This is a genomic window from Streptomyces sp. NPDC040432, from assembly GCF_055595445.1.
Genome location: NZ_JBVIVP010000006.1, coordinates 265,439 through 292,327, shown reverse-complemented (window position 1 = coordinate 292,327; position 26,889 = coordinate 265,439). Strand labels below are relative to the sequence as shown.

Genomic DNA, 26,889 nt, shown 5'->3' with positions numbered 1-26,889 from the left:
TGCTCCCGGTCAGGTGCCCGGCTCGGAACGGGCCCGGTCCGGCCGGTACCGCAGCGCCAGCCCGGCGAGGAGCGCTCCGGCGCCGGCGCAGAGCACCGTCGCGATGCCCGCCCAGGTGTGCGGCCCGCCGAGCGCGCCCTCCAGCGGGTCGTAGAGGACGACGCCCCCGACCACGTGGAGCGTGACCACGGTCAGCGCGGTCACGGCCGCGACCCGCCACACCAGGACGGTGTCGCGCACCGCCAGCAGGGCTCCGACGCCCAGGCAGAGCAGGGAGACCGCGAGGGGCAGCAGGTCGCCTGCGGCCGGGGTGGGCCGGTCCGCCAGGTCGCCCGGCAGGTGGACCACTCCGCACAGCAGCAGGGCGGCGGCGGCCGGCCAGCGGAGCAGGTGGCGAAGGGGCCCCTGCGGGCGCTCGGGGGCTCGGAGCGGCGCCGGGCGGGGGGCGGTGGGGCGCGGATTGCGTTCGCGCTTCACCTGTTCGTCCCACCCGCGCTCCTGCGGGGACGGCGGGGCCGCCTGCTGTGCACGGTCCGTCCGGGGGGTCCCGTCGGGGCCCATGATGCTGACCAGCAGGGCCACGTCCTCGATGGGTCGGCCGACTGCCGCGGCCCGCAGGGTGATGTCGGCCTCGCCCTCCTCGTGGGGGTGTTCGCCGAGGAGGGCGACCATGTGCCGGACCTCGTGGACGGGCCGGGACACGGCGGCCGCGCGGAGCGCCTCGTGTCCGGGGTTGGGGAGTTGACCGGTCTGCCTGAGGAGGTTCACCAGCGCGGTGACCTCTTCGACGGGTCGGCAGGTGGCCGCTGTCTCCAGCAGGGTCCGTATGGGTTCGGTGTGCGGATCGTCGGCGGGGGCGGCGGGATCACCGCTCGGCGGGGCGGGGGCGGCCGGTGTGGCCACGGTGACCGGTGCGACGCTCAGAGGCGTCCCGACCGGCGTGACGGGAGCCACCGGCACCGCCGGGGTGACCGGGGTGACGGGTGCGGGCGCCGTGGGTTGGGGGGTCGGCAGGGGCACCGGCGGTGCCGGCTGCGCCGTCGGCAGCGGGGCCGCCACCGCGTCGAGCGGCGGCATGGTGGCCGGGGCCGGATCGGCCGGCCCGGTCGGGGCCGCGGCAGCGGGTGGTCCGGTGGCCGGGATCGGTGCGGGGGGAGGCCCGTCGCGGTCGTCGTGTGCGGTCGTCGCGAGGGTGCTGGGGTCATTCATGGAAAGCTCCGTTCGCCGACGCGCGGGTCTGGACATCGCGCGCCGGTCATCGTGCGTCATGGGAAGCGCACGCTTTGTTACATTCAGCCGGACGTCAGCGCACTGCGCCATTCGGGGCGGGCAAACGGGGGGCCGGCGGCCCGCCGACGGGACACGCCACCGGCGACAGCGGGCCGGGGACGGTGCTCGCGCACAGTGGCGGAAGCACCAGCTCGGGAGGGAACCAGTCATGTCGCAGCCCGGAACCGTCCGATCGACGGCCGTCCGCCGGTCGGGGCCGGCGGCCGTGCTGCTGGCCGCGGCGCTGCTGCTCGGCGCCGGCGCGGCCGGTCCGTCCACCGCTCTGGCCCGGGCCGTGGACCGACCCGTCGTCGACACCGTCGAGGGGCCCGTTCGGGGGCGCGCCCACGGGACGTACGACACCTTCGAGGGAATCCCGTACGCCGCCCCGCCGACCGGCCCGCTGCGCTGGCGGCCACCGCGCCCGGCGGCCCGCAGAGCGGGCGTGTTCGATGCCGGGGCGCCCGGTTCGGCGTGCGTGCAACTCCCGCCGCTGGGCCCGGCGACGCCGATCGGCTCGGAGGACTGCCTGTTCCTGAACGTCACCGCCCCGGCGGGCCCGGGGCGGGAGCGGCCGGTCATGGTGTGGTTCCACCCCGGTGGTTTCCGCGACGGTTCGGGGGCGGCCCACCTGCCGGACCCGCTCGTCGTGCGGGGTGACGTGGTGGTGGTCACGGTCAACCACCGGCTCGGCGTCTTCGGTCTCTTCGGGCATCCGGAACTCGGCGGCGCCCCGAACTTCGCCCTCGCCGACCAGCAGGCCGCCCTGCGCTGGGTCCGGGCGAACGCGGGTGCCTTCGGTGGTGATCCGGACCGGGTCACCGTGTTCGGGGTGTCGGCGGGCGGTCTCGGCGTCTGCGCGCACCTGGTGTCGCCCGCCTCGGCCGGACTCTTCGCGCGGGCCGTCGCGCAGAGCGGGTCCTGCTCGACGACGATGCCCCCGTACGCGCTGCTGCCGACGCAGGGCGCCTACGAGCCGTTCGTCCCGGAGCGACGCACGGTCGAGGCCGGAGCCGCCGCGGCGCGGGAACTGGGCTGCGGCGCCGGGCCGTCGAGCACCGTGCTCGACTGCCTGCGCGCCCTGGACGCGAGCCGGCTGGCGACGCCCGCGCTGATGGAGCGGTTCTCCCTCCTGTCGTACGGAAACGGGTCGTTGCCCCGGTCTCCGCGCCGGGCGCTGGAGTCCGGACGGTTCCACCGGGTGCCGGTGGTGCAGGGGACCGCGCAGGACGAGATGCGGCTGTTCCTGTCCCAGGTCCTGCCGTCGTATCCGATCGCTGACGAACGGGCCTACCGGGAGCGGCTCGTGCGGTCCTTCGGCCCGTCGGCGCCTGCCGTCGGGGAGGCGTACCCGGCGGCCCGGTACCCGACGGCCGCGCTCGCCTGGGCGGCGCTGCTCTCGGACGCCTCGTTCACCTGCCCGGCGCTGCGGGACAGTCGGGCCCTGGCCCGGCACGTGCCGACGTACGGCTACCGCTTCAGCGACCGCGACGCACCGGTCTTCGTACCGTTGCCGCAGTCCCCGGAGTTCCCGTTCGGCGCGACCCACGGCTTCGAACTCCCCTATCTCTTCCGGGTCGTGGAGCTGGCTCCGGCGCAGCGGGCGCTGTCGGAACGGATGACGGAGTACTGGACGCGCTTCGCCCGCACCGGCTCGCCGAACGGGACCGTCGGGGCCTCCTCCGGCCCGTGGTGGCCCCGCGTCGCCCCCACCTCCTCCTCCGCTCCGGCGTCCGTGCTGTCCTTGGCCGCGGGACCGGGCGGAATCCGGCCGGTGGACGCGGGGGCCGAGCACCACTGCGCCCTGTGGGACTCCCTGCCGCCGTTCGGCGGCCCCGACGACGCGGAAGCTCCCCCGGTTCCCCCGGTTCCCGAAGTCTCCGACGGCCGCGGCGTTCCCGAGGTCCCCGAAGCCCCCCGAGGAAGGTGATCCGATGACCGGACTGCGCGAGGTCCTGGAGGCGCACGTGCGCGGCGGGGAAGTGCCGGGCGCGGTGGCGCTGGTGGCCGGGGCCGGCCGGACCGAATGCGTCGCGGTCGGTGACGCCCATGTCGGTGGCGGGACCCCGATGGCCCGGGACTCCCTCTTCCGGATCGCGTCGCTGACGAAGCCGGTGACGGCCGCGGCGGTCATGCTGCTCATCGAGGAGGGCCGGATGGCCCCGGCCGACGCGGTGCGGCGTTGGCTGCCCGAGCTCGCGTCACCGGTGGTCGTGCGCACGCCGCGGTCACCCGTCGACGACGTGGTGCCGGCCGTGCGTCCGATCACCGTGGAGGACCTGCTCAGCTTCCGCGCGGGATACGGGTTCCCGTCGGACTTCTCGCTGCCGGCGGTCGGCCCGCTGTTCGGCGAGCTGGGGCAGGGCCCTCCCCAACCGCAGCACGTCCCGCCGCCGGACGAGTGGATGGCCGCTCTGGCCCGTGTCCCGATGCTGTACCAACCGGGTGAGGCGTGGCTCTACCACACCTGCTCCGACATCCTCGGCGTACTGATCGCCCGGGTCTCGGGGCAGTCCCTGCCGGAGTTCCTGACCGAACGGATCTTCGCACCGCTGGGGATGGGCGACACCGGGTTCGTGGTGACCGGGGACCGACGGGACCGGTTCACGAGCTACTACCGCGGGGGCCCGGACGGCGGCCCGCCGGAGCTGGTCGACGCCCCGGACGGGCAGTGGAGCCGCCCCGTGGCGTTCCCGTCGGGCGGGGGCGGGTTGGTCTCCACCGCCGACGACTGGTGCGCGTTCGGGCGGATGCTCCTCGCCGGGGGCCGGGCCGCCGACGGGCGGGCGCTGCTGACGCCCGGCTCGGTGAGGCAGATGATGACCGACCGGCTGACGCCCGCTCAGCGGGCCGGCGCGGAACTGTTCCTGGAGGGGCAGGGCTGGGGGTTCGGCGGCTCGGTCGACGTCGAGCCGCGCGACGCGTGGAACGTGCCCGGGCGCTACGGCTGGATCGGTGGGACGGGTACGGCCGCGCACGTCGTCCCGTCCACCGGGACGGTCACCGTCCTGCTGACCGCGCTGGAGCTGGGCGGGCCGACCCCGCCCGCCCTGATGCGCGACTTCTGGGCCCACGCGGCCGGCGCCTGACGGTTCGGGCGGCGGTTCAGAGGCGTACGTCCCAGGTCGCGGTGGAGCTCAGGGTCCGCGCGATCGCGGGGTCGCGCACGGAGTCCGTGCGGTCCCGGGCGGTGACCGACAGCTTGTGTCCGCGCAGGTCGAACAGCCACAGTTCGGCGACCCGGACCTGGGTACGGCCTGCGAAGCGGCGCAGTTCCCGGCCGTCCAGGTACCAGCGGACCTCGATCCGACGGCCGTCGCCGGTGGTGAGCTCCGGCACGGAGACCCGTGCGGTGTGGCCCAGGCGCAGGGTGCGGCCGGTCGGCGTCAGCGGGGTGACGACGTTCGCGTGGCGGTGGAAGCCGGCGATCATCGCCTCGACGCCGGGCAGGTTGAAGGGCTTGCCGAGGATCCTCATCAGCGAGTTGTCGGTGGGGCGGTTGAGTCCGGTGGCGTAGTAGCCGCCGCCCTCGTACGTGCCGACGGTGCCGCCGTCGGGTGAGGTCTCGCCGAGCCAGCGGTACCACTTGGTTCGCCGGTCCTCCATGCGGGCGGCGTCGAGCGTGGAGGTGTTCGGGTCGGTGGGTTCGGGGCCGGTGTACCGCTCGTAGTCGGGGACGCCCGGGTAGAAGTACTCGTCGGCGAGCTTGCCGAGGGAGTGGCCGGTCTCGTGGATGGCGACCTGGCCGGACTTGGGGTGGCCGGCGGAGGCGGTGGAGATGCCCTCGTAGCCGAGGGTGGGGCTGGGTTCGTTGTAGCCGGCGCCGCCGTACTTGGCGCTGTTCGCGAGGACGATGACCAGGTCCGCCTCGGGCGCCGCGGCGACGTACGCGTCCACCTTCGGCTGGTCGACGCACAGCAGCCGTTCGATGTCCTCGCACCAGAAGTGGCTGCCGAGCGCGGTGTCGCGGACGGCGCCGGGGTCGGGGTCACCGGAGACGCCCGACTGGGCGGACACGGCGTCCACCGTCCACACGTTGAAGAGGGTCCGGTAGGTGGCGTAGGGCTCGACGGCCTCGACCTCGGCCCATTTGGCCCGGGCGTCGGCGTGGAACGCGTCGAGTTGGTCGGCGGTGTAGCCGTCGCCGACGACGACCACGTCGAGCCGGTCCGCGGTGGGGCCGTTGTCGATCATTTTGGTGACCCGGCCGTCCCCGTCGGCGGCCCGCCCCGACGGGGACCGCCGGGGCGCCGTCGGGGCGGATCCCGCGGTGGGTACGAGGACGTGCCCTGATCCGGCTTGGTCGCCGTGTTCGGGCCCGGGTATCTCGACCTCGACCCGTCCGGGTCGGGGCGGGTCGGCGGCCCGGGCGGGCGCCGGAGCGGTCAGCAGGACGGCACCGGCGCAGGCTGCCGCGAGGGCCGCCCGCAGGGTCGACCGGACGGCTGAGCTCATCAAGTCCTCCATGGAAAAAGGGAGTTAAACGCAACGGTAAATGGACTGAACCGGTTGCTTAAATTAGGTGGCGCGCGGGGCGTGCGCAATGGTCCGCCACGGCTGAATACTGGTGGTCGCACGACAACACGACGCACAGCAGGGGGCTTTCATGGACCAACCGGCCGAGATCGGACGCCGCGTACAGCGACTGCGCGCGGAACGCGGTTTGACACAGCGGCAGTTGGCGGAGCCTTCCTACACCCCTGCGTACGTGTCGACCCTGGAGGCCGGCAAGGTCCGGCCCTCGGAGACCGCCCTGCGCTTCCTCGCCGGGCGACTCGGCACCTCGTACGAGGAGTTGGCGACGGGGCGGCCGGCCCGACTGGCGACCGAACTGAGGCTGGCCCTCACCGACGCCCAGCGGACCCTGGCCACCGGGTCCGCGGAGGAGGCCGCCACCCACTACCGGCGGCTGCTGGCCGATGCGGAGGATCTGGACCTGGTCGACGAGCGGGCCGAGGCGCTGCTGGGGCTCGGGGACTGCGCGCTGGAGGCGGGCCGACTGCCGCAGGCCATCGCCCGGTTCGAGGAGGCGGAGGCGCTGCTGGCCGACCAGCCGCTCCCCCGCCGGGCCCGTCCGATCCGGGGCCGGGCCGTCGCGCACCTGCTGGCCGGGGAGCTGCGGTACGCCTGCTACCTGCTGGAGTCGGCCATCGACGCGTTGAACTCGGAGGGGCTCGCCGATCCCGAGGCGTTGCTGCTGCTCCACGCGGCGGTCATCGGGCCGTACATCGACATGGGTGCCCACGTCCGGGCGGCGCGCGCGGCCGAGTTGGCGCTGGCGTTGGCCCCCCAGGTCGGGGACCCGGCGTTGGTGGCGGGCCTGCACCGGCAGGTCGCGCGGACCTTGCTGGCGGAGGGGCGGGTGGCGGACGCGGACGCCTCCCTCGCGAAGGCCCAGGCGGTGTACCGGCAGCTGCGACTGCGGACCGATCTGGCGCACTGCCACTGGATGCGCGGTTACGTCCAGGCCCAGCACGGGGACCTGGAGTCGGCCGAGCGGGAGTTGCGGACGGCTCGGGAGATGCTCACGGCCAAGCGGGCGGCCCTGTACGCGTCGCAGGTGGAGGTCGAACTCGCCGACGTGCTGCGCCGGCTGGGCCGGTACGCGGAGGCGACCGAGCTGGTGTCGGCGCTGTTGGCGCCGGGCGGCGGGCCGGTGGCGGGGCCCGGGAGCGTGCACGCGGGCGGCGCGCACCGGCTGCTGGGTCTGATCGCGGAGGAGCGGGGGTTGACGGAGGAGGCGGAGGAACACTACGTGCGGGCGCTCGCCCTGCTGGAGCGCAGCGGGGCGGGCGGGGACCTCGCCGACCTGTGCCGTCTGTTGGGCGATCTGCTGCGGCGCACGGGGCGGACGGAGGCGGCCCTGGACGCGTACCGCACCGGTCTCGGGCACCGGGCGGCCCCGGGGACGACCACGCTGGGGCCGGCGCCGGCCACGCCCGCGTTCCGCCCGTCGACGACGACGCTCCCGGCGCCGCGCTGAGGCGGCGACGGGAGCGGGCGGGTTGGGCGGGGTCGGTCAGTGGTTGTCGGTGGGCCGCAGGTCGCGCGGGATCATCGCCCAGGTGGTGGCCGCCGCGGCGACGGCCAGGGTTCCGGCCATGAGGAACGCCGGGGTGATGGCCAGGGTGTAGGCCTGCGAGGCCGTGTTCAGGAGGGCCTCGCCGACGGCGCCGCCGAGCCGGTCGGCGGTGTGCGCCGCTTCGCCGACGGAGTCCCGTACGGCGCTCGCGGTGGGGCCGTCGAGGTCGAGGACGGGCAGGTTGCCGCGGTAGAGGGCGGCGGCCGTGCTGCCGAGGACGGCGACGCCCATCGCGGAGCCCAGTTCGTAGCAGGTCTCCTCGATGGCCGCGGCGCTGGAGACCTGGTCGGCCGGGGCGGCGGAGACCAGGGTGACGGAGGCGACGGTGGTGGCGACGCCCGCGCCGATCCCCATCACGGTCAGCGCCACCGCGAAGGCGGGGTAGCCGAGGCCGGTGAACTGCTGGACGGTCCAGGGCAGGGCCATGCCCGCCGCCAGGACGAGCAGTCCGGCGCCGAGCACGTGCCGGATCGGGAAGCGCTGCATGAGGGTGGGGGCCACCATCGAGGCGCAGATCAGCGCGAGGGGGGCGGGCAGGAGGCGCAGTCCGGCCTCCAGCGGGGTGTAGCCCTGCCCGTACTGGAACCACTGGGTGACCAGGAACAGGATCGCGCCCATGCCCACCATCGGCAGGAAGATCGCGGTCGCGGCGACGCTGAAGGCGGGCTTGGCGAACAGCCGGACCTGGAGCAGCGGGTCGTCCAGCCGGAGCTGGCGGCGCACGAACACGGTGAGCGCGACGGCGGCGAGGATCAGCAGGGCCCAGGGCAGCGGGTCGCCGACGCCGCTCTTGCCGAGCTGCTTGATGCCGCCCGCGAGGGCGAGCATGCCGACGATCGACTGGCCGACGCCCCACCAGTCCCAGCGGCCCGCTCCGCGCGGAGCGCGGGATTCGGGGAGGTAGCGCAGTCCGGCGGCGACGATGACGGCGGCGACGGGCAGGTTGAGGAGGAACGCGGAGTGCCAGCCGTGGTCCTGGACCAGGAAGCCGCCGACGACGGGCCCGAAGGCCATGCCGCCACCGAACACGGCGGCCCAGACGGCGAGGGCGAAGGCACGTTCCCTGGCGTCGGTGAAGACGCTGCGCAGGATGGAGAGCGTGGACGGCATGATGGCCGCGCCGCCCACGCCGAGCAGGGCGCGGGCCGCGATGACGTGCCATGCCTCGGTGGAGAACACGGCGATGAGCGAGGCCGCGGAGAAGATGCCGAAGCCCGCCATCAGCAGTCGCTTGCGTCCCCAACGGTCACCGAGGGCGCCCGCGGTGACGAGCAGTCCGGACAGGGCCAGCGCGTAGATGTCGATGATCCACAGCTGCTGGACGGCGCCGGGCCGGAGGTCGGCGACCAGCGAGGGGAAGGCCACGTTGAGGATCGTGGTGTCCATCGAGATGAGCAGGAGACTGCCGGAGAGGATCGCCAGGACGATCCAGCGACGCGGGTCCGGCGTGGGGGTGCGCATGGGGTTCCGTTCGGTGTGGTGCACGGTTCGGCGGCGGGCGGTGCGGGAGGCGGGTTCGGGGCCCGGGCCGGGGGTGTGGTCGCTCGCGAATGCTCGCGCCGGAGCGCCCCCCGGTAGCCGTTCGCCCTTCACCATGATGAGCCTCCCTCGCCTCGAATGATACAAATTTGTCTCACTCGATGCAAAGGAGGCTCAATTTTATTGGTTTATTGAAAACGACACCCATTGCCATATACTCGTGGCATGGCTCGCAACGACATTCGCCCGATCATCAAACTGCGCTCGACCGCGGGGACCGGCTTCACCTACGTCACCCGCAAGAACCGCCGCAACGACCCCGACCGGATGACCCTGCGCAAGTACGACCCCGTGACCCGCCGGCACGTCGACTTCCGCGAGGAACGCTGACCTCCCGGTTCCCTTCGAGGCTCCCCCCGGGCCGGCGCCGATGGTTTGCGCGCCTCCCCGACGGGCAAAAGCCGACTGCCGCCCCGCGCATTCGCGGGGCGGACCAGTTTCCGCTCAGTCCTCCGCGGTCCGGGCCCGGGCGCCGGAGCGGGTGCGGCCCGCGGTCGGAGCGCGCAGCGGATGACGGCGCAGGTACTCCTCCTCCAGCTCCTTGAGCCGCTGCGTGTGCGTGGCGAGGGCGTCGTCCGACCCGTGCAGCAGCGTCTCGTGGCGCGTGCGGTGGATCGTCTCCAGCTCCTTCAACAGCCTGCCGTCCTCCAGCTCGCGTGCCGCGGGACCACCGCCGTGCTCGGCCATCACGACCACCTCCACGTCTTACGGTAGGGAGTCCCCCGCCCCCGCGCGCGCGGGCCCGGGCCCCGTTCAGCCGCCCTTCCCCGCCGTCGGGGCCGGATCGAGCGCGGCGTGGGCGCGCAGGGCCGTACGCACCGACCAGAGCACGGAGACCAGCGGAACGGCGACCACCGCGCCGACCACCCCGGCGGCGATGGCCCCGGCGACCACGGAGACGGCGACCACCAGCGGATGCAGCCGGACCGCCCGGCTCATGACGAGCGGGTGCAGCAGGTGGCCCTCGATCTGGCCGATGACCACGATCAGGGCGACCACCAGCGCCGCGACGAACGGACCCTTCGCCGCCAGGGCGACCACCGCGGCGACCCCGAGCGCGACCGGCGATCCGACGAGGGGGATGAACGCGGCGAAGAACTCCAGCAGCGCGAGCGGTACCGCCAGCGGAACACCCAGGAAGTACAGCGCCACCCCGACGAGCACCGCGTTCGTCGCGGCGACCAGCACGATCCCGTGGGTGTATCCGGTGAAGGTCCGCCAGGCGGCGCGCCCGGCGACACCCACGCGTTCGCGCGCCGGCTCGGGGAGCTGCGAACAGAACCACGACCACTGCCGGTCCCCGCCGTGCAGGAAGAACACCGACGAGAACGCGGCGAGGGCCAGCACCGTCAGCACCTGCACCAGGTGCCCGGCTCCGCTCACGGCGGTGCTGAGCAGGGTCGATCGGTGGCTGGACAGGAACGCGCCGACCTTGGACTGGATGTCGGAGAGCGCCTCGGGGTTCAGTCGGAACGGTGGCCGCTCCAGCCACTCCTCGATGCTGTCGAGGCCGTCGCGGAACTCCCGGACCAAGGTGGTGCTCTCCCCCGCCACCGCCTCGCCGACCAGGGCGAGCACCCCCATGAGGAGCACGAAGGTACCGACCAGCGTGACGGCGACGGCGACCGGGCCGGGCAGGAAGCGCGTGAGGCCGCGGGTGGGCGGCCCGAGCAGCGCGGTGAGGATCAGCCCGAGGAACAGCGCCACGGCGATCTCGTGGAAACGGCCCAGCAGGGCGAAGACGGCGTACACGGCCGCGCCGACGACCAGCAGGCGCCAGGCGTAGGACGCGACCGTACGCAGGAGCGGGGACACCGTCGGCATGGTTGATGGGTGCCACGTCGGAAGGACGCTGCCACGCGGAGGAGTCCGATTTCGCCCGTCCGGGGAGAAAATGCGTTGCCGGGTCGCCTCCGGGCACGGACGATGGCACGTCGTGAGTACTTCCCGTCTGACCGCCGTGTTGCCCGATCTCGCCCCCTGGCGGTCCAGCCGCGACTTCCGGCTGCTGTTCTACCAGGGCACCGTCACGTTCTTCGGTTCGTTCATGGCGATGATCGCGCTGCCGCTCCAGATCAAGCACCTGACGGACTCGCCGCTCGCGGTCGGTGCCATGGGCGCGGTCGAGCTGGTTCCGCTGGTGGTCTGCGGCCTGTACGGGGGCGCCCTGGCCGACGCGGTCGACCGGCGGCGGCTGATCCTGCTGACCGAGGCCGGACTGGGGCTGCTGGCGCTGATCCTGCTGGTCAACGCACTGCTGCCGGATCCGCTGCTGTGGCCGCTGTACGTGGTGGCGGCCGGCGTGTCGGCGCTGACGGGGCTCCAGCGGCCGGCGTTGGACTCGTTGATGGCACGGATCGTGCCCCACGACCAGTTGTCCGCCGCCGCCGCGCTCAACGGGCTCCGCTACCAGTTCGGGGCGATCGCCGGGCCGGCGCTGGCCGGTGTGGTCGTCGCCTGGGCCGGCTACGCCCCCGCGTACGCGGTCACGGTGGCGGGCTTCCTCGTCTCCGTGCTGCTGTGCCTGCGGCTGCGGCCGGCGCCCCCGGTGGGGAGCGCCGTACGGCCGTCCCTGCGGGCCATCGGGGAGGGCGCGCGGTACGCGTGGAGCCGGCCGGTGCTGCTCGGCACGTACGCGGTGGACCTGGCCGCGATGTTCTTCGCCTTCCCGAACGCGATCCTCCCCTTCCTCGCCGACGAGCTCGACGCGGTCTGGGCGCTCGGCCTGATGTACGCGGCCGGGGCCGTGGGCTCGCTGCTGCTGGGCATGACCAGCGGTTGGGTCTCGCGGGTGCGTCGGCACGGGCTCCTGGTGGTCTTCGGGGCCGCCGTCTGGGGACTGGCGATCGCCGCGGCGGGCTGGTTCTCCGGCATCTGGATCGTGCTGGCCTGCCTGGCGGTGGCCGGCGCGGGCGACATGCTGAGCGGGCTGGGCCGGGCCACGATCTGGAACCAGACGATCCCCGAGGAGCTGCGGGGGCGGCTCGCCGGCATCGAGGTGCTCTCCTACAGCGTCGGCCCGCAGCTCGGCCAGGTCCGGGCGGGCACCATGGCCGGCTGGACCGGGACCCGGCCCGCCTTCTGGAGCGGCGGGCTCGCCTGCGTGGCGTCGGTGGCCGTGCTGGCGGCGCTGCTGCCCATGCTGATCTCGTACGACGCCGAGACCGACGAGGACGCGCTGCGCCGCCGGGCCGCCCGCGAAGGGGCGGCCCGGCGGGAGGACCCGAGCGGCGCGGTGGCCTGACCCGGGTCCCGTGCGGCGTCCGCTACCCGGCCGAGCCGCGGATCACGAACTGTGATCCCGGCTCGACCAGGACGTCGCCGTCCGCCGATCCGGTGATGGTCACCCCGGTCAGGGTGGCGCTGCCGCGGGCGCCGCCGTGGGCCCGGATGCCGGCCCCGTTGTTCGAGCGGTCGATGCGGACCTTGTCGATCACGGCGTCGGGCACGCTGCCGCCGCCCGACTTGAACTGGATCCCGTCGTAGGTGGAGTCGCTGATGTCCGTGTCGCGGATGGTCACCCCGGGGATGTCCTGGCCCGAGGCGAAGAGGGTGATCGCGCCGAACTCCTGGGCCTCGCCCCAGAACGCTCCGCCCGTGCGGTGGAGGCCGTTGTTCGCGATCAGGGTCTGCCCGGAGAACGGCAGCGGGTCGTGGTCGGTGGCGAGCATGATGCCCGGGTAGTTCATGGTGTCGGACACCAGGTTGTTCTCGATCGTGTTGCCGTGGCCGCCGTAGACGGCGATGCCGTTGGCCCGCCAGGGCAGCTGGACGATGTTGTTGCGGAAGTGGTTGTCGTGGCCGATGTCGACGGCCGTGTTCTTCACGTAGCGGCTGGACCACACCGCGAGGGCATCATCGCCGGTGTTGCGGAACGAGGAGTTGAAGACGGTGGAGTTCCTCGTTCCGTTGGCGAAGTTGACGCCGTCCGCGTAGGTGTCACGGATCCGGACGCCGTTGAACTCGACGCCGTCGCCCGGTCCCCACAGCTCGGGGATGTTGTCGTAGTCCCGGCCGACCCAGGCACCCACGTTGGCGTGCTCGATCCACACGTTCGTGATCCTGGTGTTCTTGCCGAAGCGGCCGTTGAGGGCCACGCCGCCCTCGGCGTTGCCGTCGCCGCCGCGGATGGTGCCGGAGCCGAAGATCGCGAGGTCGGAGATCCGGGTGTTGTCGTCGATGTCGAAGCCGAAGTTGCCCTCGTGCGGGTGGTTGATGCCGCCCGCCTGGTGGGGCGGGGTGAGCGTGTACAGCTGGGAGTGCCACATGCCGGCGCCGCGCACGGTGACGTCACGGATGCCGACCTGATTGAACTGACCCCGGTTCAGCGGGTCGTCGGTGAGGATCTTCTGTTCCTGGCGCCACTGACCGGCCGGGATCCACACGCATTCGATGCGGCCGTTCTGGTCGTCGGTGACGGCGCGCTGGAGGGCGTCGCTGTCGTCGATGCCGTCGTTGGGGACGGCTCCGTAGGCCGTGATCGAGGTGCACTCGGCGGGCTTGGCGGCGGGCGGCGCCACCTGTTCCAGGTCGATCAGGTCGACGATCTGGTAGGCGGCGGTGTCCCCGGCGTCCCGTTGGAGCCGGAACCTGGTCCCCGGCGGGTAGCTGCGCTCCAGCAGGGCGTGGGACTCGTCGAACAGTCGGCGGGCGTCGCCCTGGGGGGTGTTCGTGAGGCCTTCCGGGCTGTCGGTGGTGCCGTAGAGCCAGCTGTGCTCGGACGACAGGTCCAGCTTCCGGACGAAGGTCCCGTCGACGTAGAGGCTGAGGGTGGCGGTGGCTCCGCCGCCGCCCGGGGCGTCGGGCACCGAGTTGCGCACGACGATGGAGTTCGCCTGGTTGGTGGAGGTGAACTCCACGTACTGGCCGGTCGCCGAGAGCCGGACCGAGGCGCGCCCGGAGGATTCGGTGGCGAAGTTGGTGTGACCGAAGGTCCGCTCGGGGTCGCTCTGCAACAGTGTGCCGGTGTGCCGGGCGGCCTCCGCCTCGTACTCGGTGTACGGGACGGCGGCGCCGCGGCCGGCCACGATCGAGCGGGTGTACACGTTGTTGTTCTCATTGGTCTCGGCGACGACGCCCGTGGCGTCGGCGGTGGCGGTCAGGGTGGCGCCGCCGCCGGTCGCGGTCCAGCTGCCGTCGAGCGCGACGGTGACGGTCGCGCCGGCGGGTACGGCCGGGGTGTTCCCGTTCAGGGTGACGGCTCCGACGGTGAGCCGGGTGACGCCGGCGGGCGCCGGCGCGGTGCCGCGGTTGTGCACGGACGCGGTGAAGGTCACCTTGGCCCCGACGGCCGGGGTGGCCGGGTCGGGGGTGATCCCGGTGACCTCCAGGTCGGGGCCGGGGCTCTGGCCGACCACCAGTGGGTCGGCGGCGCTGCGGCTGTTGTTGGTGTCGTCCGACTCGGTGACGGTGTTCTCGGGGTCGACGGCGGCGGACACCGTCCAGCGGCCGACCGGGCGCTTGCCGACGGCGACCGGGACCGTCGCGGAGGCGCCCGCCGCCAGCGCGGCGACCGGGGCGCTGCCCGCGACGACACCCTCCAGGCTGATCCGGACGGTGGTCGCGGCGGCGGGGGCGTTGCCCGCGTTGCGGACGGTGGCGTTCACCGTGACGGCGTCCGACTCGGAGGGGGCCGACGGCGTCCAGGTCAGGTCGGTGAGGGTCAGGTCGGGGTTGGGGGCGCCCGTTCCGACGACCTGGAGTTCGGCGACCTGGGCGCCGGGCGCCCCGGTGTTGCCGTGGAACCTCACCTGGACGTCCGCGACGCGGCCGCCGACGGGCACGGTCACGGTGTTGCCGTTCGCCCCGGGGCCGAAGAGGTGGTCGGCGCGGGCACGCAGGGTGGTGAACGCGGAGGCGGCCTGCTCACGGCCGAGGACCTCGAAGTTCTGGGTCCGTGCCGTCCATGCCGCGCCGGGGTCCAGCCGGACGACGATCGCGGCGAGGTCGGCGTTGGCCCCGAGGTGGACGGTCAGCGAGGAGCTCTGGCCGGCGGCTTCCCAGTAAGTGCTCAGGTTGTCGTCGTTCGCGTTCGGGGCGACGTAGGACTGGGTGGTGGAGGTGGCCTCGATGGGCTTGCCCCGGGCCAGGTTGGTTCCGGTCGGGGGCGGGTCGCCGGGATCGCCCGGATCTGCGGGGTCGGTCGCCCCGTGGATCTCGAACTCGGATATCTGGGCGGCGTTCCAGCCGCTGTTGGCGGCGATGTTCACCCGCAGGTGGCGGACGGCGGCGGAGCCCAGCCCGAGGGTCACCCTGTTGGCCTGCGCGGGGTCGAAGACCTTGGGGGCGGAGGCGGCGAGCGTGGTGAAGGTGGTGCCGTCGGAGCTGCCCTGGAGGCTCAGCGTCTGGGTGCGCCGCTCCCATCCGGAGGGCAGTTTCAGCACCACCTCGTCCACGGCGGCGACGGCCCCGAGGTCGACCTGGAGCCACTGCGGGAAGGCGCCCGCGGGTCCCTCCCAGTACGTCTGTTGGCTGCCGTCGGTGACGGCGGTCGCGGGGTAGCCGCCGAGGGAGCCGCCGGCGGTGGCGGGTCGGCCCAGGGCGAGGTTGACGGTGCCCGCGGCCGGTGCCGAGGTTCCGGCCGCGGCTCCGGTGGGGGTCAGGCCGAGGGCGGTCAGGGCGGTGAGGAGCAGGCCGCCTACGAGCGCGCGGCCATGTCGTTTCCATCTCATGGGGGCCTCTGTTCCAGAAGGGTGGGGCGAGGACCTGCCGATTAATCTCGATCTCTGCGCAAGATTTTGAGGAATCCAGTTGATTCTTTGCGTGGATCAGGGTCACAGGTTTCTATCAGGTCACCGGTTTGTCAACGGTCCTCACACGGCGCGCCCGAACGGCGGCTTCCGCGATGCGGGCGCGCACGGGTCCCGGGAAGGTGACGGCATGGGTGACTGGTGGTACCGAAACATCCTCGAACCGGGCAAGCTGCCCCTGCTGCTGGCGTTGTCCGCCTTCGTCCTGACGTTCGCGATCACGCGCGTCATCACCCGGATGATCCGGGCCGGGAAGGGCCCGTTCCGCAACGTCACACCGGGCGGGCTGCACGTCCACCACGCCGTTCCCGGGGTCGTGCTGATGACGATCGGCGGGTTCACCGCGATCGGGGGTGGCCGCACGGGCTGGGGGTCGGCGCTGGCCGCCGTGCTCTTCGGGATGGGGACGGGTCTGGTCCTGGACGAGTTCGCGCTGATCCTGCACCTGAGCGACGTCTACTGGAGCAAGGAGGGCACGATCAGCATCGAGGTGGTCATCCTGACCACGGCCCTCGCCTCGCTGCTGCTCTGCGGGTTCCTGCCGCTCGGCGTGGACGGGCTCACTCCGGACGAGGAACAGAGCCGGATGACGCTGGTGACCACCGTGGTGTTCAACCTGCTGCTGGCCGGGGTGGCGCTGTTCAAGGGGAAGCCCCGCATGGCCGTGCTCGGGGCGGTGGTGCCGCTGATCGCCCTGGTCGCGGCGATGCGCCTGGCCCGCCCCGTCTCCCCGTGGGCCCGCCGCTTCTACCGGCGCCGCCCGAAGGCCCGGGCCCGTTCGATGAGGCGCTCGTACCGCCACGACCGGCGCTGGAGCGGTCTGCGACGCCGCGTCGACTACCTGATCGGCGGCGCCCCCAGCCAGTGACGTCCCTCATGACGGGACCCCCGCACGCCGCAGCGCGCGGGGGTCCTCGCGCGCGGTGCCTCAGGCCCGTGCGGGGGCCTCGTCGAGCTCCCAGGCGTGCCGCTTGAACTCACGGCGGAAGTCGGCGTGGTCCTCCCACTGCCGGGCGATGCCGCGCAGCACGTCCCAGTGGTGCTCCACCGACTGGTCGATGACGGTACGGACCCGCGGCTCGGCGGTCGCCCGCTGCTCGAGGAGGCCCTTCACCGCGGAGGCCTCCAGGACGCTGTTGCGCAGGGCGCGCAGGGCCCGGGAGGTGTCGTCCATCGCGAATCCGCGCTCACTTCCGGTCCCCGCGTCGAACAGCGGCATCAGCCGCGCCTCGATGAACGCGGTGATCCGCTCGAAGTGCTGCACGTCCATCAGGGGTTCTCCGTCTCCTGCCGCGCCGGTGAGCGGCTCGGGTACACGATACGAGGACCCGGTCCGCTCCACCGACCAGGGGGATCGCGGCGCACCGGACCCTCCGGGCCGATTGTCAGACCCCTGCGCCACCATCACGGCATGACGATCACCACCGCTCCCGCCCTGGCCGACCGTGACGAGTACGCCGACGCCATCGCCACGGCCGTCCGGGCCGCCGCCGCCTACTACGGCTCGGGCGAATCCCCGCTCGACGACGCCTCCTTCGACCTGCTCGTGTCCCTGATCCAGGCCTACGAGGCCGACTATCCGGAGCACACCGACCCGGCCTCCCCCACCGGGAAGGTGGCGGGCGGTGCGGTGCCCGCCGGGGACGTCGCCCACACGACGGCCATGCTCTCCCTGGCCAACGCCTTCGCCCCGCAGGACCTCCTCGACTGGGAGGCCTCGCTCGTCAGACGCCTCGGCGGTCCCGTCACCGGCGGCTACGCCGTGGAGCCCAAGCTCGACGGCGCCTCGCTGGCGGCGCGATACCGGGCCGGGCGTCTGGTCCAACTGGTCACCCGGGGGAACGGGACGGGCGGGGAGGACGTGTCGCACGCCATCGGCACCATCGTCGGACTCCCCCTGGAGCTGAGCACCCGGGACTCCTTCGAGGTGCGCGGCGAGGTGCTGCTGACGGCGGAGCAGTTCGAGCGGGCGAACGCGGTACGGGTGGCGCACGGCGCCGTCCCGTTCTCCAATCCCCGCAACGGCGCGGCCGGCACGCTGCGGGCCAAGGGGCGCGCGTACACGGTGGAGATGACGTTCTGGGCGTTCGGCGCGGTGGAGCTCGACGACGGTTCCGCGTTGCCGGGCGGCACGCACTCCGAGGTGATGGCGTACGTGGCGGCGACGGGAATCCGCACGGCCGCCGACACGGCCGCTGGGCTGACGGTGGTGGACACCGTCGCGGGGGCGCAGGAGCAGGTCGACCGCATCTCCCAGCTCCGTTCCGCGTTGCCCTTCGGGATCGACGGGATCGTCGTCAAGCTGGACTCGTTGGCGGAGCAGGCGGCGGCCGGGAACGGTTCGCGCCATCCGCACTGGGCGACCGCGTACAAGCTGCCGGCGGTGGAGCGCCGGACCCGGCTGCTTGAGGTGACCTGGTCGGTGGGCCGCACCGGGGTGCTCGCGCCGACGGCGGTGCTGGAGCCGGTGGAGATCGACGGGTCGGTGATCCGGCACGCCACCCTGCACAACCCGGCCGACATCGAGCGGCGCGGACTGCGCCTGGGTGACGTCGTGACGGTCCGCAAGGCCGGTGACGTCATTCCGCGCGTCGAGGCACCGGTGGTGGAGCTGCGGACCGGCGAGGAGCGGGCGATCGAGTTCCCGTCCGTGTGCCCTGGGTGCCAGGGCACGGTCGACCGGTCCCAGGAGCGTTGGCGCTGCGGCCGGCCCGTCGACTGCGGTCGGATCGCGGCGATCCTGTACGCGGCCGGACGCGACCAGCTCGACATCGACGGGCTGGGCGAGCGGTACGTCCGCGCCCTGGTCGAGGAGGAGGGGGTGCGCGACGTCGCGGACCTGTTCACCCTGGACGGGGCGGCGTTGGCGCGGGCGGCCGGGAGCGAGAAGCGCGGGGTGAAGCTCGCGGAGCAGATCGCGGGCGCGAAGGACCGTCCTCTGTCGCGGGTGTTCTGCGCGCTCGGGGTCGTCGGCACCGGGCGGGGCATGTCCCGGCGGATCGCCCGGCACTTCGGGACGATGGAGGCGATCCGGGCGGCCGACGTCGAGGCGATGACCGGGGTGGAACTGGTCGGCGCCGCGAAGGCGGCGGCGATCGTCGCTCAGGTCGCCGAGCTGGGAGCGGTCGTCGACAAGCTGGTGGCGGCCGGGGTCAACCTCGTCGAGCCGCAGGTTCCGGGCCGGGCGACGGTTCCCGCCGGCGGAGGGACGGACGACGGCGTCGGAGGTGACGTCGCCGCCGGACCGCTGGCCGGTGAGACGGTCGTGATCACCGGGAAGATGACGGGCGCCCTGTCCGCCCACGGCACCCGCACCGCGCTGTTGGAGCTCGTCGAGCGGGCCGGCGGGAAGTCGGCGAGCAGCGTCTCCGGCCGTACGACGCTCCTCGTGGCGGGCGAGAAGGCGGGCGGCAAGGTAGCCAAGGCCGAGGCGGCGGGCATCACGATCCTCGGTGAGGAGGAGTTCGCGCTGCGGATCGCCGCCGTGCTCAGTGCGTGAGCGGCGGGGGCGGGGTGACCACGAGGAGGGGCGGCGCCGGTGAGGTGTGGCGGTGTCCGCAGGGTTCGAAGACCAGGACGACGGGTTCGCCGGGCCGTTGGCGCCAGGAGATGCGTTCCGGCGCGACGACACAGACCGGGCAGTCGGGCAGCGGGCCCGGCCCGCTCCGGTCCTCGGGCGCGGCCGTGAGGACCGACGGCATGGGGTGCGGGTCACGCATGGCGGCTCCCTGGTGCGGCGGCTGTGCTCCTGGCACTGTGCCATGCGCGGCCCGTCCTCCGCACGGGCGAATCGTCCAGTGTTTTCGCTGGTCAGCGGTTCGGACGCCGAACGGATTCGGGTCCTGCGGGGCACATGGTGATCAAGTGGGCCTCCGGTCGGCCTCGACCAGCCCCGACTCGTAGGCGGCGATCACCGCCTGGGCGCGGTCGCGGACGCCCAGCTTGCCGAAGACGCCGGTGATGTGGTTCTTGACCGTGGAGACGCTGATGTCCAGTTCGTCGGCTATCTCGGCGTTGTCGAGGCCGCCGGCGAGCAGGCGCCAGATCTCCAGCTCGCGGGGGGTCAGGCCGGTGGGCGGTTCGGGCACCGGTCGGCGTTCGCGCGAGGGGGCGCGCACGTAGGTGGAGATGAGCCGGGTCAGCAGCCGGGGGGCGACGGCGGCCTCGCCCGCGTGGACGGTTCGGACCGCCGCGATCAGCTCTTCCGGGGACACGTCCTTGGGCAGGAAACCGTGGGCGCCCGCGCGCAGGGCGGCGACCACGTACTCGTCCATGTCGAAGGTGCTCAGGGCCAGCACCCGCGCGCCGGGCAGCGCGGTGGCCAGCCGTTCGGTGGCCCGTACGCCGTCGAGCACCGGCATCCGGATGTCCATGACGACCACGTCGGGCGCCAGCCGCAGGGCCAGTTCGACGGCCTCGGCGCCGTTGCCGGCCTCGCCGACGACCTCGACGTCCGGGTGGGGGGCCAGGATCAGGGCCAGGCCCCGCCGCACCAGCGGCTGGTCGTCGGCGATGAGCACGCGGATCATCGGTGGTGTTCCTCTCGGTCGGCGGTGCCCGCTCCCGGTGCCACCGGGAGCCGCGCCGCGACCCGGAAGCCGCCCTCCCTCATCGGGGCGGCCTCCAGGGTGCCGCCCTGCAGGGCGACGCGTTCACGCATTCCGATCAGACCGTACCCGCCGCGGGCCGGGGCCCGCGAAGCCGCGGTGCGCCTGCCGGATCCGGTGCCCGGGGCGTCGCCCGTGCCGTGGCCCGGGCCCGGCACCCGGCCCGCTCCCGTGCGGCGGCCCGCGCCGTCGTCGCGGACCTCGACGGTGACCTCGTCCGGGTGGTAGGTCAGTCGTACCCGGGCCGTGGATTCCCCGGCGTGCTTGCGGGCGTTGGTCAGGGCCTCCTGCACGACCCGGAACACGGTCAGGCCGACGGTCGGCGGCAGCGGGCGTACGGTTCCGTCGACGGTGAACTCGGTGTCCATGCCGGCGAGGCGGCTCTCGGTGACGATCCGGGCCAGGTCCTCGGGCCCCGGTTGCGGCGCCGGCGGGGTCGCCTCCGGTTCCTCACCGGCCCTCAGGACGTCGAGCAGTTGGCGCATTTCGCTCAGGGCCATCCGCCCGGACCCCTCCAGCGTGACCAGGGCCTCGCGGGCGGCCTCGGGATCGTGCGCCAGGTTGGCCCGTGCTCCCCCGGCCATCAACTGCATGGTGGTGATGTGGTGGGCGACGATGTCGTGCAGTTCCCGGGCGATGCGGCGGCGTTCCTCGGCGAGCGCCCGCTCGGCGTGGAGCGTGCGCTGGGCCTCGGACTCGCGTTGTCGGTGGTTCATCACCAGGGCGGCCCCGACCACGATCACGGCGGCGGCCGCGTTGGCGAGGAGCCCCCAACCTCCTGGAAGCAGCAGGCCGCCCTGGCCGACGGAGGGCAACGGGACCGCCGCCAGACCCGCGACGGCCACCACGACGGGCCGGCAGGTCCGGGCCACCGTGTACAGGGCGATGACCAGGCTGAGGCCGAAGTGCGGTGAGACCGGGCCGGCCGTGTTCACCACCACGCCGAGCGCGAGGACCACCGCGAGGACGAGGGCCGGCCGATGGTGACGGAGGATCAGCGTCAACCCCGCGAGCACCAGGGCGAACGCCGCCGGAATCCCCAGCGGGTTCTCGGCGAACTGACTGGTGACGGAGAAGCCCAGCAGGTCGGCCGCCGCGGCCCCGACCGCGACCAAGGCGTCGTTGCGCGTCCACGCCGGTTTGTCGGTGCTCCTGCTCATCTGGCCGGTCCTCCCCCACGGCCGCCGGGCCCGGCCGGTGCCGGGACCGCCCGCGGCCGGAATCCGTGGATCCATTCTGGCACCGGCCGGGGGCCCGGCCACCGGCCCGGAGTCGGGTCCGGGACCGGGACCCTGGTCCTGGTCGCAGCGGTCGGCGTGACCCTGGTCCCGGTGCGGAGATCCTCCTGCGCCCGGACGCACGCGGCCCGGTCCGCTGATGGTCTTGGGGGGAGCCGGGGCACTCCGGCGCCATCGCACGGACCGGAGGAGAAAAGTGATCCGCGCCCTGACGGGATGCTCGACGAGGAATCCGTGGAAGGTGATAGCCCTGTGGGCGGTGCTGGGCATCGCGCTGACCATCATGGGTCAGGTGTTCGTGTTCCGCGCGACCCAGACGGGCAACGGCGACTTCCTGCCCGCGCACTACGATTCGGCCGCCGCGCTGAAGATCGCCGAGGAGAGTTTCGGGGTGCGCCCGGACTCCGATCCGCTGACGGTGCTGGTCGCCCGGAGCGACGGGGCGGCGCTCTCCCCCGCCGACGAGCGGCGCGTCGACGAGGTGACGGACCGGCTGGCGCGCGAGCGGATCGTCATGCCCGTCACCGAGGACACCATGCCGCTGGCCCAGGACCATTCCCAGGTGCCGGTGTTCGGCGGGCGCCTGACGGCGCCGGACCGCGCCTTCCGGCTGCTGTCGGTGGAGCTGAAGGGCAATCCGGCGGACCCGGGGGTACAGGACACCTACCGGGCCTTCCGGGACCACACCCGTGAGGTGTTCCGGGAGGCGGGACTGCGGACCGGGTTCACCGGCGGGCCCGCCACCGGGGTGGACACCGCCGACGCGGAGAAGACGCGTACGACGGTCGTCGGGGCGGCGATGACCGGGCTGATCGTCCTGCTGCACGTGCTGGTGTTCCGCAGCCTGGCGGCCGCGCTGCTACCGCTGGTCGCGGTCGCCGTCATCGGTGGTGCGGCGACGGGAGTGGTCGTCGGCGCGTCCGTGCTGACGGGCATCGAGCTGGCCCCTTCCACTCCGGGGCTGATCGGCGTGGTGTTGGTGGGCATCGGGGTGGACTACTTCCTCTTCCTCCTGTTCCGCTTCCGCGAGCGGTTGCGGACCCACCCGACGGAGTCCGGCCGGGACGCGGCGCGGGAGGTCGCGGGCCGGGTGGGCACGGCCGTCACCTCGGCGGCGCTGACGATCGTGGCCGCCTTCGCCACCCTCGGGATCGCCTCGTTCGGCCAGTTCCGGGTCTTGGGCCCGGCCATCGCGATGTCCGTCCTGGTGATGCTGTTGGGCAGCCTGACGCTGATGCCCGCGCTGCTCGCCGTCACCGGGCGCGGAATGTTCTGGCCGTCCCGCTCCCTGAGGCACGCACCCTCCGGCGGCGCGGCCGGCCGGCTGGGCGCGCTGGTGGCTCGGCGTCCGACGGCGCTGGTGATCGCCTCGGTGGCACTGCTCGGGGCGCTCGCGGCCGGCCTGACCGGGATGCGCATGGACTACGGGCAGGGCGGCCCGGCCGGCGAGCGCACGGGCGCCGTGGAAACGGCGGAGGAGATCGCCCGGTCGCTGCCCGCCGGGGTGTCGGATCCGACGGGCGTGTTCGTCTCCGCCGAGGACGGCGCTCCGCTGAGCGCCGAGCGACTGGCCGGACTCGCCGGGGCGCTGGGCCAGGTGCCGGGCGTGGGTCGCGTCGTACCGACCGTGCTGAGCGAGGATCGGGGCGCCGCGCGCATCGACCTGCTGCTGACGCCCGGATCGGGTACTCAGGAGGCCCGTGACCTGGTCTCGGGCCCGGTCCGGGAGACCGTACGGGCGAACCTGCCGGCGGGCACCGAGGTACATGTCGGGGGTACGGCCGCGGTGTTCGCCGACATATCGGTGGCGGTGGACGAGGACCTGGAGGTGATCTTCCCGGTGGCGGCGATCCTGATCGGGATCATCCTGCTCGTGCTGTTGCGGAGCCTGCTGGCGCCGCTCGTGCTGATGATCGCCGTCGGACTGGGTTTCGCGGCCACGCTGGGCGCCTCCACGCTGGTGTTCCAACACGGACTGGGGCGTCCGGGCGTCGACTTCACCCTGCCGTTGGTGCTGTTCCTGTTCGTGGTGGCGCTCGGCACCGACTACAACATCCTGATCGGCGACCGGATCCGGGAGGAGATGGCACGGCCGGGCTCCGCCCGCGAGGCGGTGGCCCGCGCCGTGCGGCACACCGCTCCGGCCGTCGCCACGGCGGGCCTCGTACTGGCCGCCTCCTTCGGGAGCCTCGCCGTGAGCCCCCAGCCCGGTACGCAGCAGATCGGCTTCGCCACGGCCGTGGGGATCCTGCTGTCCGCGTTCGTCCTGTCGATCGTGCTGGTGCCTGCCGTGACGGCGCTCCTGGGCCGGTCCACCTGGTGGCCGGTGAAGCCGGGGGCCCCGGGCCGGCGGGCGGAGGCCGTCGCGCCCGTGGAACGGGCCCCGGTGGGCTGAGGACGCGGCCCGACGTGGAAGGGCGCCGGCGCGCGGGGACCGTACGGGTCCCCGCGCGCCGGCGCCCGGGTCGCTCACTTCAGTGCGGCGATCTCCGGGTGGTCCGTCAGCCAGGCACGGACGGCTTGCTGTTCCTTGCCCTTGCCGGTCTTCTGGATCTGCGCCTCCAGGCCGGTGAGCTGCTCCTCGGTGAGCTTGAAGGAGCGCAGCCAGTCGGCGACCTCGGGCTCGTCCGCGGCGAAGCCCTTGCGGGCGAGCGTGTGGATGCCGTCGCCCTTGCCCCAGACGCCCTTGGGGTCCTCCAGCTTGGTCAGCTCGTACGAGGAGTAGGCCCAGTGCGGGGACCAGAGCACGGCCACGACGGGTTCCTTCTTGTCGTAGGCCCGCTTGAGCTCGGCGAGCATGCCGGGGGTGGATCCGTCGACGACCTGGTACTCACCCTCCAGCCCGTACTCCTTCAGGACCTTGTCCTTGAGGATGCCCATGGCGCCGGCGCTCGGCTCGATGCCGATGATGCGGCCCTTGAACTGCGCGGACTTGCCCTTGAGGTCGGCGAGGGAGCGGACGTCCTTCATGTACGAGGGCACGGACAGCTCCAGCGAGGTGGGGCCGTACCAGGAGCCGAGGTCCTCCAGCTTGTCGCCGTACTTCTCCATGTAGGAGGCGTGGGTGACCGGCAGCCAGGAGTCGGTCTGGAAGTCGATCTGGCCGCCGGCGAGGCCGGTGTAGAGCGCGCCGGCCTCCAGTTGGCGGGCGTCGACCTTGAAGCCGCGCCGCTCCAGCAGTTCCTTCCACAGGAAGGTGGAGGCGATGCCCTCGTCCCAGGGGATGTAGCCGAGGGAGACCTTGCGGCCCTTGCCGATGTCGGCGGCGCCTTCGGGGCCGTCCTCGGTCGTGGAGCCGCCGAAGGTGCTCAGGCCGCCTGCGACGAGGGCGAGGACCACGGCGGCGGTGACCGCGTAGGCCGGCTGCGGGCGGTGGCTCCACAGCTTGGAGGCACCGCTCGCCGCGGCCCGGGTGCGGGCCAGGGCGCGGCGGCCGAGCGGGGACACCTGCCGGCCGAGCGCTCCGGTCATCCGGTCCAGGTACATGGCGAGGATGACGATGGAGAGGCCGGCCTCGAAGCCCAGGCCGATGTCGACGTTGCCGATGGCGCGGTAGACGGCGCCACCGAGGCCGCCGCCCCCGACCATGCCGGCGATGACGACCATGGACAGGCCCAGCATGATGACCTGGTTGACGCCCGCCATGATCGTGGGCAGGGCCAGCGGGAGCTGGACCCGGACGAGGGTGTCGCGCGGGGTGGTGCCGAAGGCGTCGGCCGCCTCGACGAGTTCCGCGTCGACCTGGCGGATGCCGAGCTCGGTCATCCGTACGCCGGGCGGCAGCGAGAAGATGATCGTCGCGATGATGCCGGGGACGACGCCCACGCCGAAGAAGATGATGCCCGGGATCAGGTACACCATCGCCGGCATGGTCTGCATGAAGTCCAGGACCGGCCGCAGCACGGCGCTGACCCGGTCGGAGCGGGACGCCCAAATGCCGAGCGGGACCGCGAAGGCCAGCGTGACCAGGGTCGCGACGAGGACCAGGGACAGGGTGGACATGGCGTCGTCCCAGAGGCCCAGCGAGTCCACGAGCGCGAAGCCGACGAAGGCGAGCAGTCCGGCGAGCAGCCCGCGCAGCCACCAGGCGGCGACGGCGAGGATGCCCGCGAAAAGCAGCGGGGCCGGTGCGGACAGGACGGCGTCGATGCCGTCGTAGAGGCCGGTGACGAGCGAGCTGATCGCGTCGAACAGCCAGGACAGGTGGCTCTGCAGCCAGTCGACCCCGCTGTCGACCCAGGATCCGAGGTTCAGGCGGGGCATCAGGCGGCCACCTCCGTGCAGGCCAGCGGGGGCCGATGCTCGTCGCCCATGAAGGCGACGAGGCGGTCCTGGGGCACGGTGCCGACGACGGAACCGTCCGCACCGGTCACGGCGACCGGGTGCGGGACACGCGCGCTGACGGCGCAGACGTCGGCGAGCGGGGTGCCGGCGGTGACGGTGGGACAGCCGCAGGCGTCCGCGTGGGCGGGGGCCTCGTCCATGACGGCGTCGGCCGTCAGGACGCGGGAGCGGTCGACGTCCTGGATGAAGGAGGCGACGTACTCGTCGGCGGGGCGGGTGAGGATGTCCTCGGCCGTGCCCTGCTGGACGATCCTGCCGTCGCGCATGACGGCGATGCCGTCGCCGAGCCGCATGGCCTCGTTCAGGTCGTGGGTGATGAAGACGATGGTCTTCTTCAGTCGCTTCTGGAGTTCGAGGAGCTGGTCCTGCATGTCACGGCGGATCAGCGGGTCGAGGGCGCTGAACGACTCGTCCATCAGGAGCAGATCGGCGTCGGTGGCCAGGGCACGGGCCAGGCCCACGCGCTGCTGCATGCCGCCGGACAGCTCGTCGGGCCAGGACGTCTCCCAGCCGCCGAGCCCGCACAGCGCCAGCGCCTCGGCGGCGCGCCGTTCGCGCTCGGCCCGGGGGACGCCCTGGACCTCCAGTCCGTAGGCGGCGTTGGCGAGGACGTCGCGGTGGGGGAACAGGGCGAAGTGCTGGAAGACCATGCTGATCTTGGTGGAGCGCACGTGGCGCAGCTCGCTCGGGGAAAGGGCGGTGAGGTCCTGTCCGTCGAAGAGGATGCGTCCCGCGGTCGGCTCCAGCAGTCCGTTGAGCATGCGCAGCAGCGTGGACTTGCCGGATCCCGACAGGCCCATGACGACGAATATCTGGCCGGGCTCGACGCTGAAGGTGGCGTCGATCACGGCTGCTGTCGTCCCTTCGGCGCGCAGCTCGTCGCGGTCGGCGCCGCGGTCGAGTGCGCGGACCGCTGCCGCGGTCTCGTCGGGGTGTCTCCCGAACACCTTGTAGACGTGTTCGGCCTGGAGCGTGGACACATGCACCTCTCGGGTCGTACCGGATCCACCCCTGCCGGTGGCTCCGGCGGTGCGGGGAGCGGTGCGGGGTCGACCCGCGTG

The 26,889-nt window shown here is 73.2% G+C and carries 20 protein-coding genes; 8 read left to right on the top strand and 12 right to left on the bottom strand.

Features of this window, described 5'->3' with window-relative positions:
• Positions 1 to 9: 9 nt before the first annotated feature.
• Positions 10 to 1,209: a hypothetical protein gene (locus tag ACZ58N_RS16560; protein WP_471159712.1), complete on the bottom strand. Its 1,200-nt coding sequence runs from the start codon at positions 1,207 to 1,209 to the stop codon at positions 10 to 12.
• Positions 1,210 to 1,438: 229 nt separating this feature from the next.
• Here ACZ58N_RS16560 and ACZ58N_RS16555 point away from each other — a divergent pair, with 229 nt between their 5' ends.
• Positions 1,439 to 3,199 carry a carboxylesterase/lipase family protein gene (locus ACZ58N_RS16555; RefSeq protein ID WP_471159709.1) on the top strand — a complete coding sequence of 587 codons (1,761 nt, stop codon included), beginning with the start codon at positions 1,439 to 1,441 and terminating at the stop codon, positions 3,197 to 3,199.
• Between the two features lie 4 nt (positions 3,200 to 3,203).
• Positions 3,204 to 4,358, top strand: a complete 1,155-nt coding sequence (locus ACZ58N_RS16550) for a serine hydrolase domain-containing protein (RefSeq protein WP_471159707.1) — start codon at positions 3,204 to 3,206, stop codon at positions 4,356 to 4,358.
• Positions 4,359 to 4,374: 16 nt separating this feature from the next.
• Here ACZ58N_RS16550 and ACZ58N_RS16545 read toward each other — a convergent pair whose 3' ends face one another.
• Positions 4,375 to 5,724 carry a M64 family metallopeptidase gene (locus ACZ58N_RS16545; RefSeq protein WP_471159705.1) on the bottom strand — a complete coding sequence of 450 codons (1,350 nt, stop codon included), beginning with the start codon at positions 5,722 to 5,724 and terminating at the stop codon, positions 4,375 to 4,377.
• A 151-nt stretch (positions 5,725 to 5,875) separates the two neighbouring features.
• Here ACZ58N_RS16545 and ACZ58N_RS16540 point away from each other — a divergent pair, with 151 nt between their 5' ends.
• On the top strand, positions 5,876 to 7,252 hold the full coding sequence (locus ACZ58N_RS16540; RefSeq protein WP_471159703.1) for a helix-turn-helix domain-containing protein: 1,377 nt from the start codon (positions 5,876 to 5,878) through the stop codon (positions 7,250 to 7,252).
• A 36-nt stretch (positions 7,253 to 7,288) separates the two neighbouring features.
• Here ACZ58N_RS16540 and ACZ58N_RS16535 read toward each other — a convergent pair whose 3' ends face one another.
• Complete coding sequence (locus ACZ58N_RS16535; RefSeq protein ID WP_471159701.1) at positions 7,289 to 8,812, bottom strand: MFS transporter; 1,524 nt, start codon at positions 8,810 to 8,812, stop codon at positions 7,289 to 7,291.
• Positions 8,813 to 9,055: 243 nt separating this feature from the next.
• On the opposite strand from ACZ58N_RS16535, the gene rpmG reads away from it, so the two are divergent.
• On the top strand, positions 9,056 to 9,220 hold the full coding sequence (gene rpmG, locus ACZ58N_RS16530) for a 50S ribosomal protein L33 (protein ID WP_471159699.1): 165 nt from the start codon (positions 9,056 to 9,058) through the stop codon (positions 9,218 to 9,220).
• Positions 9,221 to 9,334: 114 nt separating this feature from the next.
• Here rpmG and ACZ58N_RS16525 read toward each other — a convergent pair whose 3' ends face one another.
• Both ACZ58N_RS16525 and ACZ58N_RS16520 read right to left on the bottom strand, forming a co-directional pair.
• Positions 9,335 to 9,577 carry a DUF6158 family protein gene (locus ACZ58N_RS16525; RefSeq protein ID WP_471159698.1) on the bottom strand — a complete coding sequence of 81 codons (243 nt, stop codon included), beginning with the start codon at positions 9,575 to 9,577 and terminating at the stop codon, positions 9,335 to 9,337.
• Between the two features lie 66 nt (positions 9,578 to 9,643).
• A complete protein-coding gene (locus ACZ58N_RS16520; RefSeq protein ID WP_471159696.1) occupies positions 9,644 to 10,714 on the bottom strand; it encodes an AI-2E family transporter in 1,071 nt (356 codons plus the stop codon).
• Positions 10,715 to 10,826: 112 nt separating this feature from the next.
• Here ACZ58N_RS16520 and ACZ58N_RS16515 point away from each other — a divergent pair, with 112 nt between their 5' ends.
• Entirely contained in the window at positions 10,827 to 12,134 is a 1,308-nt protein-coding gene (locus tag ACZ58N_RS16515) for an MFS transporter (protein WP_471159694.1), read from the top strand.
• A gap of 22 nt (positions 12,135 to 12,156) precedes the next feature.
• Here the strand turns inward: ACZ58N_RS16515 and ACZ58N_RS16510 are convergent, their stop codons facing one another.
• On the bottom strand, positions 12,157 to 15,561 hold the full coding sequence (locus ACZ58N_RS16510) for a CARDB domain-containing protein (RefSeq protein ID WP_471159692.1): 3,405 nt from the start codon (positions 15,559 to 15,561) through the stop codon (positions 12,157 to 12,159).
• 208 nt (positions 15,562 to 15,769) lie between these two features.
• Between ACZ58N_RS16510 and ACZ58N_RS16505 the strand changes: the two genes are divergently transcribed.
• Complete coding sequence (locus ACZ58N_RS16505; protein WP_471159690.1) at positions 15,770 to 16,507, top strand: hypothetical protein; 738 nt, start codon at positions 15,770 to 15,772, stop codon at positions 16,505 to 16,507.
• A gap of 60 nt (positions 16,508 to 16,567) precedes the next feature.
• On the opposite strand, the gene ACZ58N_RS16500 is transcribed toward ACZ58N_RS16505, so the two are convergent.
• Positions 16,568 to 16,909: a hypothetical protein gene (locus ACZ58N_RS16500; RefSeq protein ID WP_471159689.1), complete on the bottom strand. Its 342-nt coding sequence runs from the start codon at positions 16,907 to 16,909 to the stop codon at positions 16,568 to 16,570.
• A 141-nt stretch (positions 16,910 to 17,050) separates the two neighbouring features.
• Between ACZ58N_RS16500 and ligA the strand changes: the two genes are divergently transcribed.
• The gene (gene ligA, locus ACZ58N_RS16495; protein WP_471159687.1) at positions 17,051 to 19,138 is read left to right on the top strand and encodes an NAD-dependent DNA ligase LigA; all 2,088 of its coding nucleotides are present in this window, start codon (positions 17,051 to 17,053) and stop codon (positions 19,136 to 19,138) included.
• Here ligA and ACZ58N_RS16490 read toward each other — a convergent pair.
• The 3 genes from ACZ58N_RS16490 to ACZ58N_RS16480 all read right to left on the bottom strand — a co-directional run bounded on the left by ACZ58N_RS16490 (position 19,128) and on the right by ACZ58N_RS16480 (position 21,406).
• The gene (locus tag ACZ58N_RS16490; protein ID WP_471159685.1) at positions 19,128 to 19,358 is read right to left on the bottom strand and encodes a hypothetical protein; all 231 of its coding nucleotides are present in this window, start codon (positions 19,356 to 19,358) and stop codon (positions 19,128 to 19,130) included. The genes ligA and ACZ58N_RS16490 overlap by 11 nt on opposite strands.
• A gap of 141 nt (positions 19,359 to 19,499) precedes the next feature.
• Positions 19,500 to 20,168, bottom strand: a complete 669-nt coding sequence (locus ACZ58N_RS16485; protein WP_471159683.1) for a response regulator — start codon at positions 20,166 to 20,168, stop codon at positions 19,500 to 19,502.
• A complete protein-coding gene (locus ACZ58N_RS16480) occupies positions 20,165 to 21,406 on the bottom strand; it encodes a sensor histidine kinase (RefSeq protein ID WP_471159681.1) in 1,242 nt (413 codons plus the stop codon). The genes ACZ58N_RS16485 and ACZ58N_RS16480 overlap by 4 nt, the downstream gene beginning before the upstream one ends.
• Positions 21,407 to 21,725: 319 nt before the next feature.
• Here ACZ58N_RS16480 and ACZ58N_RS16475 point away from each other — a divergent pair, with 319 nt between their 5' ends.
• On the top strand, positions 21,726 to 23,879 hold the full coding sequence (locus ACZ58N_RS16475) for an MMPL family transporter (RefSeq protein ID WP_471159679.1): 2,154 nt from the start codon (positions 21,726 to 21,728) through the stop codon (positions 23,877 to 23,879).
• 74 nt (positions 23,880 to 23,953) lie between these two features.
• Here the strand turns inward: ACZ58N_RS16475 and ACZ58N_RS16470 are convergent, their stop codons facing one another.
• Both ACZ58N_RS16470 and ACZ58N_RS16465 read right to left on the bottom strand, forming a co-directional pair.
• Positions 23,954 to 25,747 carry an ABC transporter permease/substrate binding protein gene (locus tag ACZ58N_RS16470; RefSeq protein ID WP_471159677.1) on the bottom strand — a complete coding sequence of 598 codons (1,794 nt, stop codon included), beginning with the start codon at positions 25,745 to 25,747 and terminating at the stop codon, positions 23,954 to 23,956.
• On the bottom strand, positions 25,747 to 26,808 hold the full coding sequence (locus ACZ58N_RS16465) for a quaternary amine ABC transporter ATP-binding protein (protein ID WP_471160127.1): 1,062 nt from the start codon (positions 26,806 to 26,808) through the stop codon (positions 25,747 to 25,749). The genes ACZ58N_RS16470 and ACZ58N_RS16465 overlap by 1 nt, the downstream gene beginning before the upstream one ends.
• Between the last annotated feature and the right edge of the window lie 81 nt (positions 26,809 to 26,889).

Excerpts from the sequence above, each read along its gene's own strand:
- ACZ58N_RS16560 (WP_471159712.1), bottom strand. The coding sequence starts at position 1,209 with ATGAATGACCCCAGCACCCTCGCGACGACCGCACACGACGACCGCGAC.
- ACZ58N_RS16555 (WP_471159709.1), top strand. The coding sequence starts at position 1,439 with ATGTCGCAGCCCGGAACCGTCCGATCGACGGCCGTCCGCCGGTCGGGG.
- ACZ58N_RS16550 (WP_471159707.1), top strand. The coding sequence starts at position 3,204 with ATGACCGGACTGCGCGAGGTCCTGGAGGCGCACGTGCGCGGCGGGGAA.
- ACZ58N_RS16545 (WP_471159705.1), bottom strand. The coding sequence starts at position 5,724 with ATGAGCTCAGCCGTCCGGTCGACCCTGCGGGCGGCCCTCGCGGCAGCC.
- ACZ58N_RS16540 (WP_471159703.1), top strand. The coding sequence starts at position 5,876 with ATGGACCAACCGGCCGAGATCGGACGCCGCGTACAGCGACTGCGCGCG.
- ACZ58N_RS16535 (WP_471159701.1), bottom strand. The coding sequence starts at position 8,812 with ATGCGCACCCCCACGCCGGACCCGCGTCGCTGGATCGTCCTGGCGATC.
- rpmG (WP_471159699.1), top strand. The coding sequence starts at position 9,056 with ATGGCTCGCAACGACATTCGCCCGATCATCAAACTGCGCTCGACCGCG.
- ACZ58N_RS16525 (WP_471159698.1), bottom strand. The coding sequence starts at position 9,577 with ATGGCCGAGCACGGCGGTGGTCCCGCGGCACGCGAGCTGGAGGACGGC.
- ACZ58N_RS16520 (WP_471159696.1), bottom strand. The coding sequence starts at position 10,714 with ATGCCGACGGTGTCCCCGCTCCTGCGTACGGTCGCGTCCTACGCCTGG.
- ACZ58N_RS16510 (WP_471159692.1), bottom strand. The coding sequence starts at position 15,561 with ATGAGATGGAAACGACATGGCCGCGCGCTCGTAGGCGGCCTGCTCCTC.
- ACZ58N_RS16505 (WP_471159690.1), top strand. The coding sequence starts at position 15,770 with ATGGGTGACTGGTGGTACCGAAACATCCTCGAACCGGGCAAGCTGCCC.
- ACZ58N_RS16500 (WP_471159689.1), bottom strand. The coding sequence starts at position 16,909 with ATGGACGTGCAGCACTTCGAGCGGATCACCGCGTTCATCGAGGCGCGG.
- ligA (WP_471159687.1), top strand. The coding sequence starts at position 17,051 with ATGACGATCACCACCGCTCCCGCCCTGGCCGACCGTGACGAGTACGCC.
- ACZ58N_RS16490 (WP_471159685.1), bottom strand. The coding sequence starts at position 19,358 with ATGCGTGACCCGCACCCCATGCCGTCGGTCCTCACGGCCGCGCCCGAG.
- ACZ58N_RS16485 (WP_471159683.1), bottom strand. The coding sequence starts at position 20,168 with ATGATCCGCGTGCTCATCGCCGACGACCAGCCGCTGGTGCGGCGGGGC.
- ACZ58N_RS16480 (WP_471159681.1), bottom strand. The coding sequence starts at position 21,406 with ATGAGCAGGAGCACCGACAAACCGGCGTGGACGCGCAACGACGCCTTG.
- ACZ58N_RS16470 (WP_471159677.1), bottom strand. The coding sequence starts at position 25,747 with ATGCCCCGCCTGAACCTCGGATCCTGGGTCGACAGCGGGGTCGACTGG.